General features: G+C 41.1%; 12 protein-coding genes, 1 pseudogene and 1 riboswitch. Of the genes and pseudogenes, 3 read left to right on the top strand and 10 right to left on the bottom strand.

Going from position 1 to position 16,355, the window contains the following annotated elements:
* Positions 1-167: 167 nt before the first annotated feature.
* Positions 168-1,592 carry an amino acid permease gene (locus Q0017_RS05180; protein WP_298143684.1) on the bottom strand — a complete coding sequence of 475 codons (1,425 nt, stop codon included), beginning with the start codon at positions 1,590-1,592 and terminating at the stop codon, positions 168-170.
* Positions 1,593-1,805: 213 nt separating this feature from the next.
* The gene (locus Q0017_RS05175; protein ID WP_298143682.1) at positions 1,806-3,314 is read right to left on the bottom strand and encodes a PLP-dependent aminotransferase family protein; all 1,509 of its coding nucleotides are present in this window, start codon (positions 3,312-3,314) and stop codon (positions 1,806-1,808) included.
* Positions 3,315-3,532: 218 nt separating this feature from the next.
* On the opposite strand from Q0017_RS05175, the gene gabT reads away from it, so the two are divergent.
* On the top strand, positions 3,533-4,801 hold the full coding sequence (gabT, locus tag Q0017_RS05170) for a 4-aminobutyrate--2-oxoglutarate transaminase (RefSeq protein WP_298143680.1): 1,269 nt from the start codon (positions 3,533-3,535) through the stop codon (positions 4,799-4,801).
* A gap of 33 nt (positions 4,802-4,834) precedes the next feature.
* Here gabT and Q0017_RS05165 read toward each other — a convergent pair.
* Positions 4,835-6,208 (bottom strand): annotated as a pseudogene (locus Q0017_RS05165) (methylenetetrahydrofolate reductase C-terminal domain-containing protein).
* 204 nt (positions 6,209-6,412) lie between these two features.
* Between Q0017_RS05165 and Q0017_RS05160 the strand changes: the two are divergent.
* A complete protein-coding gene (locus tag Q0017_RS05160) occupies positions 6,413-6,718 on the top strand; it encodes a hypothetical protein (protein WP_298143677.1) in 306 nt (101 codons plus the stop codon).
* Positions 6,719-7,215: 497 nt separating this feature from the next.
* On the opposite strand, the gene thiM is transcribed toward Q0017_RS05160, so the two are convergent.
* From thiM to Q0017_RS05145, 3 genes are all read right to left on the bottom strand, one after another.
* The gene (gene thiM / locus Q0017_RS05155; RefSeq protein WP_298143675.1) at positions 7,216-8,067 is read right to left on the bottom strand and encodes a hydroxyethylthiazole kinase; all 852 of its coding nucleotides are present in this window, start codon (positions 8,065-8,067) and stop codon (positions 7,216-7,218) included.
* Positions 8,068-8,210: 143 nt separating this feature from the next.
* On the bottom strand, positions 8,211-9,344 hold the full coding sequence (locus tag Q0017_RS05150; RefSeq protein ID WP_298143634.1) for a 5-methyltetrahydropteroyltriglutamate--homocysteine S-methyltransferase: 1,134 nt from the start codon (positions 9,342-9,344) through the stop codon (positions 8,211-8,213).
* Between the two features lie 153 nt (positions 9,345-9,497).
* Positions 9,498-10,982, bottom strand: a complete 1,485-nt coding sequence (locus tag Q0017_RS05145) for a YadA-like family protein (protein ID WP_298143631.1) — start codon at positions 10,980-10,982, stop codon at positions 9,498-9,500.
* Positions 10,983-11,425: 443 nt separating this feature from the next.
* Positions 11,426-11,575: riboswitch (cobalamin riboswitch) on the bottom strand.
* 325 nt (positions 11,576-11,900) lie between these two features.
* Between Q0017_RS05145 and Q0017_RS05140 the strand changes: the two genes are divergently transcribed.
* Positions 11,901-12,116: a cold-shock protein gene (locus Q0017_RS05140; protein ID WP_297426409.1), complete on the top strand. Its 216-nt coding sequence runs from the start codon at positions 11,901-11,903 to the stop codon at positions 12,114-12,116.
* A 318-nt stretch (positions 12,117-12,434) separates the two neighbouring features.
* Here Q0017_RS05140 and Q0017_RS05135 read toward each other — a convergent pair whose 3' ends face one another.
* The 4 genes from Q0017_RS05135 to Q0017_RS05120 all read right to left on the bottom strand — a co-directional run bounded on the left by Q0017_RS05135 (position 12,435) and on the right by Q0017_RS05120 (position 16,340).
* On the bottom strand, positions 12,435-13,712 hold the full coding sequence (locus tag Q0017_RS05135) for an aminotransferase class V-fold PLP-dependent enzyme (RefSeq protein ID WP_298143628.1): 1,278 nt from the start codon (positions 13,710-13,712) through the stop codon (positions 12,435-12,437).
* Positions 13,713-13,924: 212 nt separating this feature from the next.
* Complete coding sequence (locus Q0017_RS05130; protein WP_298143625.1) at positions 13,925-14,842, bottom strand: LysR family transcriptional regulator; 918 nt, start codon at positions 14,840-14,842, stop codon at positions 13,925-13,927.
* Positions 14,843-14,996: 154 nt separating this feature from the next.
* Positions 14,997-15,797: a sulfite exporter TauE/SafE family protein gene (locus Q0017_RS05125; RefSeq protein ID WP_298143622.1), complete on the bottom strand. Its 801-nt coding sequence runs from the start codon at positions 15,795-15,797 to the stop codon at positions 14,997-14,999.
* Between the two features lie 48 nt (positions 15,798-15,845).
* Positions 15,846-16,340, bottom strand: a complete 495-nt coding sequence (locus Q0017_RS05120; protein ID WP_298143619.1) for a flavin reductase — start codon at positions 16,338-16,340, stop codon at positions 15,846-15,848.
* Positions 16,341-16,355 lie beyond the last annotated feature (15 nt).

Raw genomic sequence — 16,355 nt, 5'->3', positions numbered from 1 at the left:
ATTTACATCCTATCAGTATTTTTAATTGTGAGTCATCGTAGAATAATTTATAGCATCAAGGCGATTTTAACTGCGCCAGATGTTTGTTTTTTCATCTATGGTTATAACTGAAATGCTGTGACCTCAATAGCAGTTTTTTACAGTCTTTGCACAAATTCACTGTTTTATCAGCCTCGACGGAGGGGCTTAAAACGTGGACGAGCAGCTGCAAGTTTCGCTTTTTGTTTATATTGCAGTACTAAACCAATGCTCATTAACACCAAAGTCGCTATTCCTGTAGACACAACCAGCACTTGATATTCTGCAATAAACATCATGGCAATTAAACAGGCACTAATAAAGAAGATAACCAAATATGTTAAGCCGGGAAATAGCCACATTTTAATCTCAGGTTGTTGCCCGCTTTGCTGCATTTGGCGTCGTAAACGTAATTGAGAAATGGCAATCACTAAATACACCAATAGCGCAATCATACCTGTTGTATTCATTAATAGATCAAGAATATCTTTTGGGCGTAGCGATTCAAAGAAATTAAGCACAGCCAGTGCAACTGCCAAACTACATGAAGCAATAACGGCAAAAATAGGGGTACCATTGGCACGGGTTTGTTTAAATAACTTTGGCGCATCACCACGTTGTGCCAATGAATATAACATTCTAGATGCCGTATAGTGCCCTGACACAAAACAACTACTCACAGATGTGAGCACCACAAAATTCATCACCCATTGCACGCCAGGAATGCCTAAAAGCTCCAAAGTACGTCGATAACTACCATAACCTGCTTGACCGAGTAATGGGTCATTCCAAGGTACTAAACATACAATTAAGAAAATTGAGCCAATATAGAATAAACAAATTCGCCATACCACCGACTTAATCGCACGGCGAGTTTCTTGAACAGGATTTTTTGATTCAGATGCAGCGATGGTGACAATCTCAGCCCCTAAAAATGAAAACATCACACCAAGCAGAGCAATTAATACAGGACCTATACCATTTGGCATAAAGCCGCCATGTGCAGTGAGGTTAGAAAAACCTGCTGTTGCCGCACCGCCTTGCCAAAAATTCATGACTGCGGCAACACCCACAATAATAAACGCTGAGATGGCCACTACTTTAATTAAAGCAAACCAAAATTCAACCTCGCCGTACTTTCGAACCTGCATAAAATTAATGCTACATAAAAACAGGGTCATCACGAGGGTAAACATATTCACGCTTAAAGCAGGAAACCATTCATGTAAAATTAAACCTGCAATGTACGCCTCCCATGCCATTAACAAGGCCCAAAACCACCAATATAACCAACCAATGGTAAATCCTGCCCAACGACCAATAGCACGTTCTGCATAAGTAGAAAATGAACCTGTACTTGGTGAGGAGGCAGCCATTTCGCCAAGCATACGCATAATAAACACCACCAGTGCCCCACCTGCGATATAGGCTAGAATCGCTGCAGGTCCGGCTTTAGCAATAATTCCACCTGAGCCAACAAACAAAGCTGCACCAATCACGCCTGCAATTGACATCATGGTTAAATGACGGGTTTTTAAGGCTTGGCTTAATCCTGGACTTTCTTTTGTCTGCATCACTTGTTATTCCTTATCTATTGATCTACAGGCCGTAGCTTTGCGCCAGAGATTTTTTATTTTTATGTTGAAGCTAGATGCATGCTTCAATATGTGAACATAACGTTCGCGTCAATCAAACTACATAAGCAATGTGTCTTGTTTTAAACACTACGACGAGTACCACTTTATGAGCTTTTATAGGTACCAATCATAGGTGCGTGCTCAAAAACCTTAGGCAGTTGGGGATGTACCTTGTTGATAATCGGCCATACATTGTCTTAAGGTTAAAAAAGCCGATAGCATTTCTTGTTCAGGAACACTGGCAAATCCCAATAACAAACCACGCTCGGGTGCAGGGTGCTGTGGGCTATAGTACAAAGATAAGGCTTTGACTTTAATGCCATGTTGATAAGCATACTCTGCAAGACCTTGGTCATTGATTGTGATAGGCAGACGCAAAACGAGATGTAAGCCGGCATCTAAACTTAATGGATGGATCATATCTGCGCCCATATAGCGCTCAATCAACTCAATCAGATATTGGCGCCGTTTGGCGTATAACACGCGCATACGCCGAATATGAGCAACATAGTGACCTGCATCCATAAATTTGGCTAAGGCACGTTGCGTCAGTTGATGTCCTGAACGATGTAACTCGTCTAGCATGAGTTTAAAGGTATCAGCCAATACGTGCGGAACCACCATATAACTGACCCTGAGCCCTGGATAAATGGTTTTACTAAACGTTCCAAGATAAATTACAGGGGTATCTTGTTCTAAACCTTGTAAAGACGGAAAAGGCTGTCCCGTAAAGCGAAATTCACTGTCATAATCGTCTTCAACAATAAAGGCTTGTTCATGCCGAGCCAAATCAAGTAATTCACGGCGTCTTGCTAGACTTAAATGTGAGCCCAATGGATATTGATGCGATGGGGTCACAAAAATCAGCTTGGGCTTAGGTGCATCTGGTTTGGGATTTAAACCTTGTTCATCTACAGGTTGTGCATAAACATCTAAACCATTGATGCTCAGAATATTACGTACCACCCAATAGCCTGGATCTTCCATCCACACTACATCTCCTACATCGCATAAAGCACGTGAAATAAGATCAATGGATTGGTGTGTACCATCTGTAATAATAATTTGACTCGGCTCGCAGCGTACCGAGCGTGCCATTTTTAAGTAGTCGCATAAACTCTGCTTTAACTCGTCATTGCCTCCCCAATGGCTATACATCAAACTGGCAGTATCTGGTGTTTGCCCTATACGACTTTGAATTTTGCTAAATAAAGCATGTGGAAATTCATTCACATCTGGAATACCCGGCACAAAAGCGCCCCATTGAATGGGGCGCGGATGGACATGCTGCATGAACTGTTGAGCACGTTGTGACAGTATTTGTTTGGTTTTGGCAAAAGGGGGAAGCTGTGGTTGCTGATTGGGCTTGGCGTTGAGATAGTCATCGGGCAGTTGCTCACTTACCCAGGTACCACGCCCGGTAAAGCCTTGGATATATCCTTGCGCTTCTAATAATTGATAGGCATTGAGCACTGTATTACGTGACACCTTGAGTTCAAGGGCCAAATCACGTGACGCTGGTAATTTACTGCCCAATGCCACAACTCCTGTGGCGATTGCGTCAACTAAACAGCCAAACAAGCGTTGATACAAGGCACCATGTGTTTGTTCAGGCAAGGCTTGTTGAATATAGTCCGCCAATAAAGTGTGCTTTAACATTCTGTTCCTTGTTATATTCGATAAAATCCGTTTATCTATATGAATGATCGCTTTGCTTCATCCTAAGCCTAGCTTAGCGTAATAAGCAACATTCACACCAACATGAAGATTGGGAAAATAAAATTGGCTCCTTATTTAATCTCATAATTGGTACTCGTTCCTTCGCATAACTTCAGCCACATTAGCGCTATACATGATTTTCTTAAGGACAATAACAAATGCAACAACAACAAATTCAACAAAAACAAGTAAAAAATTTAGCACGTGGTATTGGCGTGTTATGTGATTGGTATGTGGATCGTGCAGAAAATGCCACCATTTGGAGCACAACAGGCAAAACTTATACTGATTTTGCCGGTGGCATTGCAGTCCTTAATACAGGTCATCGCCATCCTAAAGTGATTGATGCAGTTAAAGCCCAACTTGATCGCTTTACACACACCTCTTTTCAGGTCAGCCCTTACGCCAGTTATGTTGAATTGTTAGAACGTTTAATTGCTTTAGCACCGATTCAAGGTCCTGCCAAAGGCGCTTTATTTACAACCGGTGCAGAAGCAGTTGAAAATGCTGTAAAAATTGCGCGTGCTGCCACAGGTCGCCATGGCATTATCACCTTTTCGGGTGCATTTCACGGGCGTAGTTTTATGACCATGGCCATGACAGGCAAAGTCCTGCCGTATAAACGTGACTTTGGTGCAATGCCAGCGGGCGTATTTCATGCCAAATATCCAAATGCTTTATATGGAGTTAGCATTGATGCTGCCATGAATAGCATTGATGATATTTTAACTACTGATATTGCACCTGAATCTGTTGCCGCGATTGTTGTGGAACCGGTACAAGGCGAAGGTGGTTTTCATGTTGCTCCACCTGAGTTCTTCCGCCGTTTGCGTGCTTTATGTGATCAACACGGAATTTTACTGATTGCTGATGAGGTTCAAACCGGCTTTGCGCGTACAGGCCAAGTGTTTGCTATGGATTATCATCCTGAAGTTAAAGTTGATTTAATGACCATGGCCAAAAGCTTAGGCGGTGGTTTTCCAATTTCGGCGGTGATTGGTCGTCAAGAGATTATGGATGCACCGCATCCGGGTGGCTTAGGCGGCACTTACGCGGGTAATCCTTTAGCAGTTGCTGCTGCCCATGCAGTATTAGACGTGATTCACGAAGAAAAGCTGTGTGAACGTGCCAATAAATTGGGTGCTCAGCTGATTGAACACTTAGAAGAGCTTAAAGATCGCTATACTTTTGTTCAAGATATACGCGGTTTAGGCTCTATGGTGGCGGTCGAACTTCAAAATGCAGAACAGGTTGCACAAATTCAGCGCTATGCCATGGAACACGGTTTACTGTTATTGTCGTGCGGTAAACATGGCAATGTGATTCGTTTCTTATATCCATTAACCATTCCTGATGAGCAATTTAAAGCCGCATTAAACGTATTAAATGACAGCTTTGCGCAAGTCAAGAGCAGTACCGCAGCTTAAAAATGTAAAAAAGCCCGCATTGCGGGCTTTTTTTTAGGCCAAATACCAATTTTTCCAAGAACTACTGCCACGTACTTCAATAGGCACGGTTGGAATTAACGGTTGTGTTAATAGATCAGTTTGACCAACTGCCTGAGCTAAGCGTGCTTTGACCGAGTGGATACATTCACGATCCCCAAACTCACACAAATCGCCGTGTGTTCCACCGCAAGGTCCGTTGGCAAGACCTTTGGGGCACGTTTCAGGGCAAATATACAAAGTTTCGGCTAAACGACATTGTCCGCAACTTTCGCACCCCACCACGCTATGTTTGCTGACATGTTCAGCTTGAATTAAGCTGCGTGCCACCACTTTATTTTGCCAAATTGGTGCTTTAAATAAAATACGCCCAACACCTTTAGCAATTTTTGAAGCAAAAACCGTTTCATGCATCAGATGAAATTGTTGATACTTGAGATAATCTTTGCGTGTCACTTGTTTTTCGCTCAAGATATAATCAGGCACAAACTCATGACCGCTGTTCAGTTGCCACAGTTGCTGCCAAAGTGCTTCGCATTCTGCCAAACTTAAACCACGATATTCGTGAATATAGGTTTCTAAACGCTGTTGTGCTGCAAGCTGATGACAAGCCGACAAATGCACACCAGCAAAACCTAAATATTGGCAAATCACGATCTGTAAAGCAGCACGGCGCTCAGCGTACTCAAGCAAACCTTGTTGTTTTTCGTGTTCAAGCACAGCCAACATGTGATCTGTGATGACAATACCAGCCACTTTGGCTCGACGCATAAATTGCGCACGCGCCAAGGTCAGTGGCATCACACATGCAAAAACAGGATGTTGATAATGATGCTGCTGCATAAAATCTTTTAATTCACGCAAAGCATTTAAGTCATAGCCCAATTGCGTAATGATATAGTCAGCACCTGCTTTAATTTTCTTATGTAATTTAAAATATTGTGCCTGTTTTTCAGCAGCTCGATATTTAAATGGATTAAATGCCACTCCAATGCAAAATCCACCATGCGCTTTAGCCGCCATCACTGCATTGACTGATTCAAGATAACGGGTTCGGTGTTGGTCAAAACAATGCGACTTTAACTTATCGCCTGTGAGTAACAGTACATTTTTTAATCCTGCTGCCTGTACCTGTTGCAAAAATTGTTAGAAATCTTTGATATCGCGACCTTTACCCGAAAAATGTAAAACTTTTTCAAGCTCACTTGCACCATGCTGCGCGCGGTCTAAAGGTGCAGGATCATCATCACTATGTACCCGATCAGCCAAGGTCATCACGCAAGGATAGCCGGCTAAATGCGATAGGCTAGGCTGTGGCGCTAAATGAGTAAGATGTTCAATTAAGATGCTAAATTGCTGTTTTTGCAGCAAAGAGGAGAAAGTATGCATGAGGCAAGCGAAAGCATATCGCACAAAAGAAGCAATCTTTTATTATACCTTGGGTGCTATTACTATTATTCATTCATTTGATGAATTATTTTCATATAACAGTATCAAAAACATGTGCTGTGCTCAAAAATTCACACAATTAATCTTGTTTATTGGCCAGATGATCTATTAACTTTGTTTGATACATGATTTTGGATAAATACTATGACCACAGCAAAAACTAGTTTGATCGTGATCGTAAGCTTAGTGATTGGGGCAATTTTAGGTTACATCATCAATAGCCAAACCGTAGCTAAGTATAATGCCATTAATGCTACCTGTACCACCTTAACTGTCGCAGTGGACAATAACATGCTCACACCACAACAAGTCCGAGAATTAGGACAACTCACCAAACAAAAACTTGCAGATAGTAGCACAGCGAAAATTTTTCAAATTAATCAAGAGCAAATTCAAGCCGCGTCTTCAGATTCTAATTGCTCGCAATATATGGTTGGTATGAGCGAGTAATGTATTGGGGTTTGTGGTGTGATGATTTTTAAATCTTAGCCATTAAAAATATAGGTATTTATATATAAATACCTATATCTATGTAACACAGGCTTACAGGTGGCTATATTCAAGTGCTGTGTAATTTTGAATGCCGCGAAGCAAATAAAATGATTCACCTACAACAATCACACGTGCATTTGCACGCTGCGCTGCAATAATTCCTACTTCAGCGTCTTCAAAAATTACACAATTTGCAATATTGAGTCCTAGCTTTTATGCTACCAACAGTTAATGCAGTAACACTTGCTGTGATGCCACTGCCACAATAAATAATGATGTCTTGGAAAAGATCTGTAAAAATTCAGTATCAATGTGTTTAAATTGCCCTGAACTTTCAAAATCTTGAATAAATTGCTCAAGCAATGGGCATTGATATTGAAAAGGACTATCACTAGTTTTTTGGCTAAAGCAACATATTGAGCATTATGAATATGATGTTCTTGATAAGCATGCACTCATAGCGCATTTAACTCATCGATACTCAACTGCAAGTGGTTTGCAAAGTCATCGGCATTGACTAAATATAATTGGTTAATAAATTCACGCTGAAAATCCCCGGGTGCATGTGTCAACAGATGTGCTTTTTTGCCAGCCACAGCAAAATGTGCATGGGCACTCACTACTGCATTAAATGCGTCAGTTACAGCAGCATAGGCTGCCACTAAAGCGCCCAACGCACAGCCTGATGCGGTCACCAATGGGAAAAACTCACTGCCACCTTTAATTTTAGCCAGCCAATATTGTTCTATGCCCTGCTGCACCGTTTTGGCAATGATATGATCAACTGCGCCAGAGGCTGAGACGACTTGAGTATGTTGTAATAATGAGCGTGCTGCGTCTACAGCATCAGCCGGATCATTAGAGCTATCAAAGCCTTTAGTATTGTGCCCCAAACCCGCTAAACCAATAATTTCAGACGCATTGCCACGTATGACTGTCGGTTGATAATACAAAAAATCAGCGGCCAATTGACCACGCCATGATAAGGCGCCTGCTGCAATCGGATCTAGTACCCAAGGTTTACCGATTTGTTGAGCTTTAGCAATTGCTAAACGCATGGCTTCAACCAATGCGGTGGTGGGCGTACCTAAATTAATAATAATGCCTTGTGCAACTTCTACAAATTCTGCTGCTTCTTCAGGATTATCCACCATTGCTGGTGAAGCACCTGCACTTAACAGGACATTGGCCATAAAATTCACTGAAACCGTATTGGTTAAACATTGCACCAACGGACGCTGTTGCTTGAGGTGTTGATGCGCCAGTAAAATACTGTCTAAAGATGGCAGCGCAGTTGAAATGCTCATATTAACCCTGAGTGTAAGTGAATTTTCCAGTGGTATGCATTGAAGTCATGATCTTCAAAAAAATTAACGATTACCATGTATGCAATACGCTAAAGCAGCCAAATGATCACCCACTTGGCTGTTTATCTGAGCTGAGTATAACATTAAGCCCAAATATGCTGAGCCACCTGATTCATCAATTTAATTTTTTTCCATTGTGTATCATAAGACACCTTATTGCCCTCTTCGGTAGATGCAAAACCGCTTTGTAAACATAACCCTAAGCGTGATAAGGGTAAATATTGGGCCGCAGTATGGATACGCGCAATAATCTGCTTAGGTTGTTCAATAATTTCTGTTTTGGTGGAGATTAAACCTAAAAAAACCTCTGCATCAACATGTTCGAGTTGCGCTAAACATGTAAAGTCACCTGAACGTGGTGTATCAAATTCTAAAAAATAACGGTCTATGTTTTCAAGACGCGTTAAGATATGCGCAAATACAAAGGCATAATCGCCTTGATACAACCAACTCGAGCTAAAATTTCCCCGTTCAATATGCAATCCAACCACCAAATCACGAGGCTTATCTGCTAAAGCTAAGTTCAGGGTTGTTACCGCATAATCTGCCAATTGAATTGGGTTCATACCATTGAGCAGCTCTTGCTCGCGGTAACGATCATCACTTAAATACGCTAAAAACTGATCATTGATCTGAATATAACGACAACCTTGAGCATATAAGGCGTGAATGGCATCTTTAAAGGCTTGACCTAAATCTTGAATGTAACTTTGTAGATCATCGCCATAGGTTCGATTCTGACGCACATGTGGCAATAACATCATATTAGGACTCGGTATACAGTATTTTGCAGTGGCAAAACCCTCAATCGCGTCATGTAAATAACGATAATGCGCCAAACAAGTATGATCAGCATGAAAGGAGATTTTATCACTTACACGCACATCATAAGCTTTACTGATAGCATCTTTATATTGCAGGCCGTGACGGGTTTTATAGCCATCAATGCCATTGAATTGTTCTAAAAAGTCAAAATGCCACCATGCACGGCGAAAATCACCATCAGTCATGACCGAACAATCTAAATCAAGCTGAATATCAATTAAATTGTCAATTTCAGTATTTTCAACTTGACGTAAGGTTTCTTCATAAATGACCCGATCGGCAAAGTCATAACGGGCTTTTTTTAATGTTAAAGCTCTTAAAAAACTGCCAATGTGTTCAGCTTTATTCGACGCATATAAAGCTTGGGCAGCTGATGAGATGTTACTTTTCATAAGATTTACAACTGTAATAGACTGCTACAGATCAATACACCACATGTATATTGACCAAACATGAGAGAAACCAATAGATGGCAAAAATAAATCAGGTAAATCTAAACGTCATGGCGCGAGGCTAGATTCGATCCTCGCGCTAAGCTTAAAAAACTAATTAAATGTCCAACCAAAACCCACACCACCTGAAGGTTTGTCTTGGCTATTAAACGCAGTACCTATTTTTACCGAGGCTTGACCTTGCATAAGTTGATGTACAGCGCCCATAGACACTGCACTTTCAGCACCACTAAAACCCATAGCCATGCCCACTGACGTACGGCCCATGGCGCTAGGTTGAGGCAACGAAGCGATCGCAATCGCACCTGCTACACCAGCATCAGCACGTCGACGATTTTGTTCCACCTGAGTGTTTAAACGATCGACACGTTGGTTGAGATCAGCGACATTTTGTTCAAGCGCTGGCATATATTGCGCCATAGTGTCTTGTAAATCAAAAATTGCACTGCGATGTTGTGTGAGCTCCTGCCCTTGTACTGCTAAGGTTTCACTTTGTGTTGTAACTCTATCTTCTATTTGACTCAACTGCTGTTGTGTCTGTTCAATGGCTACATTTTGCTCGTGCAATTTTGCTTGTGTACTTAAGTCTGTGGCATCACTGTGCTCAAGCGTATCAGCTATAGTGCTATACTGGGTTTTTAAATTTTGTAATTCTTGTTGATATTCATCTAATTGGCTTTGCAGTGCTGTACTTTGAGATGAGCTTGTATGGCCAAGTAACACATCATCAATCTGGTTTTTTAAGCCTGCAATTTTACCATCTAATACTTTAAGTTGGGCAATGTTGGCTGCATCAGTATCATCAATTCCGCCGGCCACAAAGGTTAAACGACGCGTGGTATCAGGCACATTAAAGCGCGTTGATTTTTGCCCAAAAGAGACTACCCCAAAACGTGCATCTTGATTGGCAATATCGCTTAAATAGCTTGTCACACCTGCGGCCTTAATGTCTTTGACTTGAACCACTGCATTTTGACCAATCGCAATCGAGCCTTTGACGTGAGATTTGGCATCTGCACCAATAGCCACTGAGCCTTCTTGATAAGCACCAGCGAAGTTGCCCAATGCCACAGACACACGCCCATGTGCTGTTGATGATGCACCCAAAGCCGTGGCGTTATCATTTTCTGCTTTGGCTTGTTTACCTAAGGCAACTGCATTTTTAGCAGATGTAGCATCACCTACTTCACGTGCAATAGCGCCCCAACCAATTGCGACACTACCTTCTGCATCAGCCATGGCTTGACGACCAAGTGCAGTGGCAGATTGAGCCGTAGCACGACTACTGGCGCCCACAGCTGTCGCATAATCTGAGGTGGCTTGTGCAGCAGCACCCACTGCGGTAGCTGGATAATATTTTTCACCGGTTAAAGACGATACAAACACACCACCTTGCGCAATCGCTTCATGACCAATGGCAATTGAATCACCTGACTTAGCGGCTGCATCTTGACCAATGGCAAGCGCTTGTTGATTGAAGGTTGTAGCGTTATCAGCCAATTGGATTTGATTGGCATATAGCATCAAAGGAGATGCTGAAATGACACTTGCTAAGATAGTTTTTTTAAAAATTTGCATGATTGATTGACCTCAACACACCATAGCGGGGTTGATAAAAAGAATGCTTAAAATGCGCGCTGCACCAAACACAGCTGATATGAAGCGTTAAACCACAATCAAGTCGATTGAGATCACCCAATATTGATATAGGCTTAACTTGAAATTTAGGTCATGCTCTTACTGGAGATAAACCAAGCAATAAGCACACTGAGTCACTGCTTAACTCGCCAGATGGCTGTGTGCAGTGAAATTGAGCCCTATATGGATGCAAGGTGCTAGAGTAGATCGCGAGGATAGAATTACACCCGCAAGCATGGTGTTGTTAGATGTGTACATATTTGACGTAGCCCAAAATCGCACCGCCCGTGCGAATAGTGATATAAAATGCGAAGGCGATTGTTGGGCAAGCACGATTTGTCTTAAACAGACAATCATACAATCCCTGATAACGCCCACCGCATTGTTTAGGTTGTGTATGAGGCCGGTCTCCGGACTTAAACGCGATGCGTTATTCACCGTTGCGGGGGCAGTGTTAGCTTTTAACGAATGCTCATTAAACTAACTTCCCAGTTTCACTTCTTAATAGAAGCACCTTATACAATGTGCAAGATAATCCCCACAGCCAATACTGTCAAACATATTCAAAATTTTATAAAAAATCTAAGTTTTTTATTTTTTTAAACTGATATTTAACAAATACTTATCAATTTTTTTATAAATTTACTCAATATAATTATAAGAAAACTTGATTAATTGATTTTTTAAGTTATACTTGGCTTAACTAGAAAAAAAGTCTTGTTGCGATAAATCTCTTGTGTACTTCGTCGTTTTATTCATAATCCTGCGTTTGTTAGATTTTAAGTCCCATTCTTTAGTATTTTCAAAGTTACACCCAGTCATTTAATGGCTAAAATTATTTCAAATGAAGGATATACGATGTCAAACTCACCAGTAGTTAAAGGTACAGTTAAATGGTTCAACGAAACTAAAGGTTTCGGTTTCATTCAACAAGAATCTGGTCCAGACGTTTTTGCTCATTTCAGCGAAATCGCTAACTCAGGTTTCAAAACTTTAGCTGAAGGCCAACAGGTTGAATTCAGCATCGCGCAAGGTCAAAAAGGCCCTAACGCTGTAAACATCGTTGCTCTATAATTTTAGAAGCAGTTGATGATCAAAAAGGTACGCTTAGCGTACCTTTTTTTATGCTTGATATTTTTACAACATCGTTAAAAAAATATAAACCTAGATCAATTTTCTATACAGCATGTCATTAACGTTACCTTTGATACTAAAAGATTAAAATAATCCTCTTTTGACATTCATTGCATTAAGTTGAAGGCGGAACGATTGATCCAAACTTGGATCACTTTTTTCAAATCGTGATCAACAGTAAAATTATTAAGATCTTCAACCTCACTTAATCTATTTAAAAACCCACACATTTGATGCATGCATGGGTTGAAAACTCACTTATACTTGTTCTAAAGCTTGTGCTAAATCTGCAATTAAATCATCAATATGTTCAATACCTACACTCAAGCGCACCATATCTTCGCTCACCCCTGCTGCTTTAAGCTCATCTGCACTTAACTGACGATGCGTGGTGGTGGCAGGATGACAGGCCAAACTTTTGGCATCACCAATATTGACCAAACGCGTAAACAGTTGCAAGGCATCAATAAAACGCGTACCACCGGCACGACCATCTTGTACCCCAAAAGATAAAATTGCCGATGGCTTACCTTTCACATATTTTTGCGCCAAAGCATGCTGTGGATGATCTTGCAGACCTGCATAATTGACCCAGTTGACTTTAGGATGTTGCTGTAAATATTGAGCCACTTTTAACGCATTTTCGGTATGGCGCTCCATACGTAAACTTAAGGTTTCTAGGCCTTGTAAAATTAAAAAAACATTTTGTGGGCTGATTGCAGCGCCCGTATTACGCAAAGGTACCACTCGTGCACGCGCAATATACGCCGCAGCACCTAAAGCCTCTACATAATTAACCCCGTGGTAACTAGGATCTGGCGTGTTTAATACTTTAAAGCGCTCTGGGTATTTCCCCCATGGAAATTTACCACTATCGACAATCATGCCACCGATAGAATTACCATGCCCACCAATATATTTGGTCAGTGAATGCACGATAATATCGGCACCAAAATCAAATGATTTTTGTAAAACTGGGGTAGCCACTGTGTTATCTACAACCACTGGCACACCATATTCATGTGCAATCGTAGCAATGGCTTCTAAATCTATAATGTTGCCAAGTGGATTACCAATAGATTCAACAAATACCAATTTGGTCTTTTCATCAATTAAATCACGCAAGCTTTCAGGTTGTTGATAATCAAAGAAACGTACCTCAATTCCTTGTTTAGGTAAGGTATGTGCAAATAGGTTATAGGTTCCACCATACAGCGTAGATACAGACGCAATATTGTCACCAACTTCGGTAATAGTTTGAATAGCATAGGTAATGGCTGCCATACCTGAGGCTAATGCTAGTGCACCAATACCACCTTCAAGTGCTGCAACACGCTGTTCAAGCACAGCAGTGGTCGGATTCATGATACGGGTGTAAATATTGCCTTGCACTTTAAGATCAAATAAATCGGCGGCATGTTGCGTGTTATCAAAGGCATAAGACGTGGTTTGGTAAATGGGTACCGCCACTGCTTTGGTGGTGCTTTCTGGCGAGTAGCCGGCATGAATGGCGAGTGTTTCGTCTTGATATGTCATGTTTCATCATCTATGTGAAGTTAAGTCTTAAATAGCATAACAGGATTTATGGCATAAAAATAATCAAGAAATATCATATGGCTATAATTTTTTTAGAAAAAGTCATTGGTTTTAATTTAAAAGATATGCTCATCATCATTCAGCATAAATTTCTTCTCACGCTCATGTTAAGTTGAACCTGAGAAGATAGCATTTCAAACCTTTATCATTGACTAAGCATAATATGAGCTTCTTAACTTTGAAAATTTATTCAGTTGTTTTAAGAATCCTTCAAAATAATCTTTGTCCTTATCTTCACTGCGATAACCTGCATATAAGGTTCTTCGTAAACCCTGCTCAGCTACACAGCTTAAACGCCGTGACACCACCCAATTTTTTTGCTCATATTCATTCACCACCCAATCAGGTAATGCAGCAATTCCCCGTCCACTGGCGACCAATTGAATTAACATTTGGGTAAGATCGGTGGTACGAATATGTTTTGGCATAATATTGGCGGGAATAAATAATTTTGCCATGATGTCTAAGCGGTGTTTATCCACCGGATAAGTAATTAAAGTTTCTTCTGCCAAATCTTCAATGCTGATATTTTCAGCTTTTAACAGAGCATGTGTGGTCGATAGCACCAAACGTGATTCATAGTCGAAAACTGGACAATATTCAATCCCTTTTAGGGCTATTGGGTCAGCGGTAATCAACAGATCAAATTCACCAAGTTGTAGCAGTTCATGTGGATTTGATTCAAAACCTGCGGCAAAATCTAAATCTACATCGGGATATTGATAGCGGTACTGATTGAGTAAAGGCATCAGCCAATCAAAACAGCTATGGCATTCTGATGAGAAGATAATGCGACCTGTTTGACCATGTAAAATGCGCATAATATCGGTTTGAGCGGTTTGAATTTGCGGCAAAATCTCATCGGCCAAATCCAGTAAACGCTGCCCTACATTAGAAAAACTCACAGGACGGGTCCGACGTAATACCACGTCTGTATCAAACAATTGATCTAATTCTTTGAGTTGGTGGGACACGGCCGATGGTGTTAAACACAGCTCGGCGGCCGCCGCGACCAATGTACCATGGTCACGTAAAGCAATCAGTGTTTTTAAATGTCGTAGTTCAATCATGTTAAGGAGAGGCTCAAATTAAAAAAATAAATCAAAACACAAAGCTTGTGTTTTTAAGCGTAAAATAAAAATAAACCTGTTGTTATTCAATATCTAAGAATAAAAAGAGCCTATCAAAATAGGCTCTTTTCGCAGCTAAATTGACCCAAAATACTTAACTAAAGCCTTTAACCAAAAAGAAAATACCGACAATCACCAATAACACTGCAAAACATTTTTTAAGCATTGCAGGTGATAAGGCATGCGCTGTTTTTGCACCCAACTTGGCGGTAAAAAAGCTCATGATACTAATACCTAAAAATGCATAAATATGCACAAAGCCTACGGTATTGGGTACTTCAATGTCTTTGTTCATCCCAAAGAACATAAAGCCGAGTGCCCCAGCAATTGCAATGGGTAAACCACAAGCAGCAGAAGTACCCACGGCTTTTTGCATCACCACGCCATAGCGCGTCAAATAAGGTACCGTTAAACTGCCCCCACCAATCCCAAAGATGGCCGAAGCTACACCAATCACAGAACCTGCGGCGAGTTGTTGTGGTGTTGAGGGTAACGTCTGGCTTGGGTCAATGACTTTCTTAGCGCCCGTAAACATGGTATAAGCCACCCAAATCAAGAAGATACCGACAAGTACTTGTAGATATAAACTAGATAACTCACCGGCAACGCCTGCCCCAAAAAAACCACCTAATGCCATTGGCACGGCAAGATTTTTAAACACCGGCCATATCACCGCAGCATTTTTATGATGTGCCATCAGTGAGCTAATAGAGGTGACAATAATAGTGGCAAGTGAAGTCCCTAACGCCAAATGCATAATCACATCTGGGTTATAGTCCATTTGGGTAAACACAATAAAAAGTAGCGGTACAATAATGGTACCACCGCCAACACCAAACAGTCCTGCAGCAAATCCTGCAAGTGCACCGATGGCGAGGAAAATAATAAGTTCCACGAAATATTTACTTCACAATAGGAGTTAAAGGTGAATCACAACATCCCATTAAACACTTGGGTTTGATCCAACATGATGGTAACCGCGATTAAAATACACCAAGCTGCCATCTTGCTGACTTTGTTGGATGGCAACCACACGACACATAAAAATACTATGTGTACCCACGGCTTGAATCTGCTCGATTTCACAATCAAAACTCACCAAAGCATCCTGTAAAATCGGTGAGCCTGTGTGCAATGTACTCCATTTACCCAAATTAAAACGCTCTTCTGAGGTGAATTTACTTGAGGCAAAAGCGTTGGAGATCTGTTCATGCTGTGTGCTTAATACGTTCACTGACAACACTTTATTTTCAATAAAATGTGCATGTGAGCGAGAAGATTGATTCATACAAACCAACAATGTCGGTGGTGTATCCGTCACACTACACACAGCTGATGCTGTAAAACCATGCATCCCTGCTTGTCCTTGTGTGGTGATTACGTTCACAGCAGTCGTTAATGAAGACATTGCATTTCTAAAGTCAGTTGCTTCAATCATCTCTTTGATCTCAAA

Origin of the sequence: uncultured Acinetobacter sp., assembly GCF_947624825.1 — a bacterium.
Lineage (GTDB): Bacteria > Pseudomonadota > Gammaproteobacteria > Pseudomonadales > Moraxellaceae > Acinetobacter.
The sequence above is the reverse complement of the archived record's forward strand: the minus strand, read 5'-3'. Positions and strand labels throughout refer to the sequence as shown.

What these genes read in the sequence shown, in the direction of transcription:
- Q0017_RS05180 (WP_298143684.1), bottom strand. Translation starts at nt 1,592, where the DNA reads ATGCAGACAAAAGAAAGTCCAGGATTAAGCCAAGCCTTAAAAACCCGT.
- Q0017_RS05175 (WP_298143682.1), bottom strand. Translation starts at nt 3,314, where the DNA reads ATGTTAAAGCACACTTTATTGGCGGACTATATTCAACAAGCCTTGCCT.
- gabT (WP_298143680.1), top strand. Translation starts at nt 3,533, where the DNA reads ATGCAACAACAACAAATTCAACAAAAACAAGTAAAAAATTTAGCACGT.
- Q0017_RS05160 (WP_298143677.1), top strand. Translation starts at nt 6,413, where the DNA reads ATGACCACAGCAAAAACTAGTTTGATCGTGATCGTAAGCTTAGTGATT.
- thiM (WP_298143675.1), bottom strand. Translation starts at nt 8,067, where the DNA reads ATGAGCATTTCAACTGCGCTGCCATCTTTAGACAGTATTTTACTGGCG.
- Q0017_RS05150 (WP_298143634.1), bottom strand. Translation starts at nt 9,344, where the DNA reads ATGAAAAGTAACATCTCATCAGCTGCCCAAGCTTTATATGCGTCGAAT.
- Q0017_RS05145 (WP_298143631.1), bottom strand. Translation starts at nt 10,982, where the DNA reads ATGCAAATTTTTAAAAAAACTATCTTAGCAAGTGTCATTTCAGCATCT.
- Q0017_RS05140 (WP_297426409.1), top strand. Translation starts at nt 11,901, where the DNA reads ATGTCAAACTCACCAGTAGTTAAAGGTACAGTTAAATGGTTCAACGAA.
- Q0017_RS05135 (WP_298143628.1), bottom strand. Translation starts at nt 13,712, where the DNA reads ATGACATATCAAGACGAAACACTCGCCATTCATGCCGGCTACTCGCCA.
- Q0017_RS05130 (WP_298143625.1), bottom strand. Translation starts at nt 14,842, where the DNA reads ATGATTGAACTACGACATTTAAAAACACTGATTGCTTTACGTGACCAT.
- Q0017_RS05120 (WP_298143619.1), bottom strand. Translation starts at nt 16,340, where the DNA reads ATGATTGAAGCAACTGACTTTAGAAATGCAATGTCTTCATTAACGACT.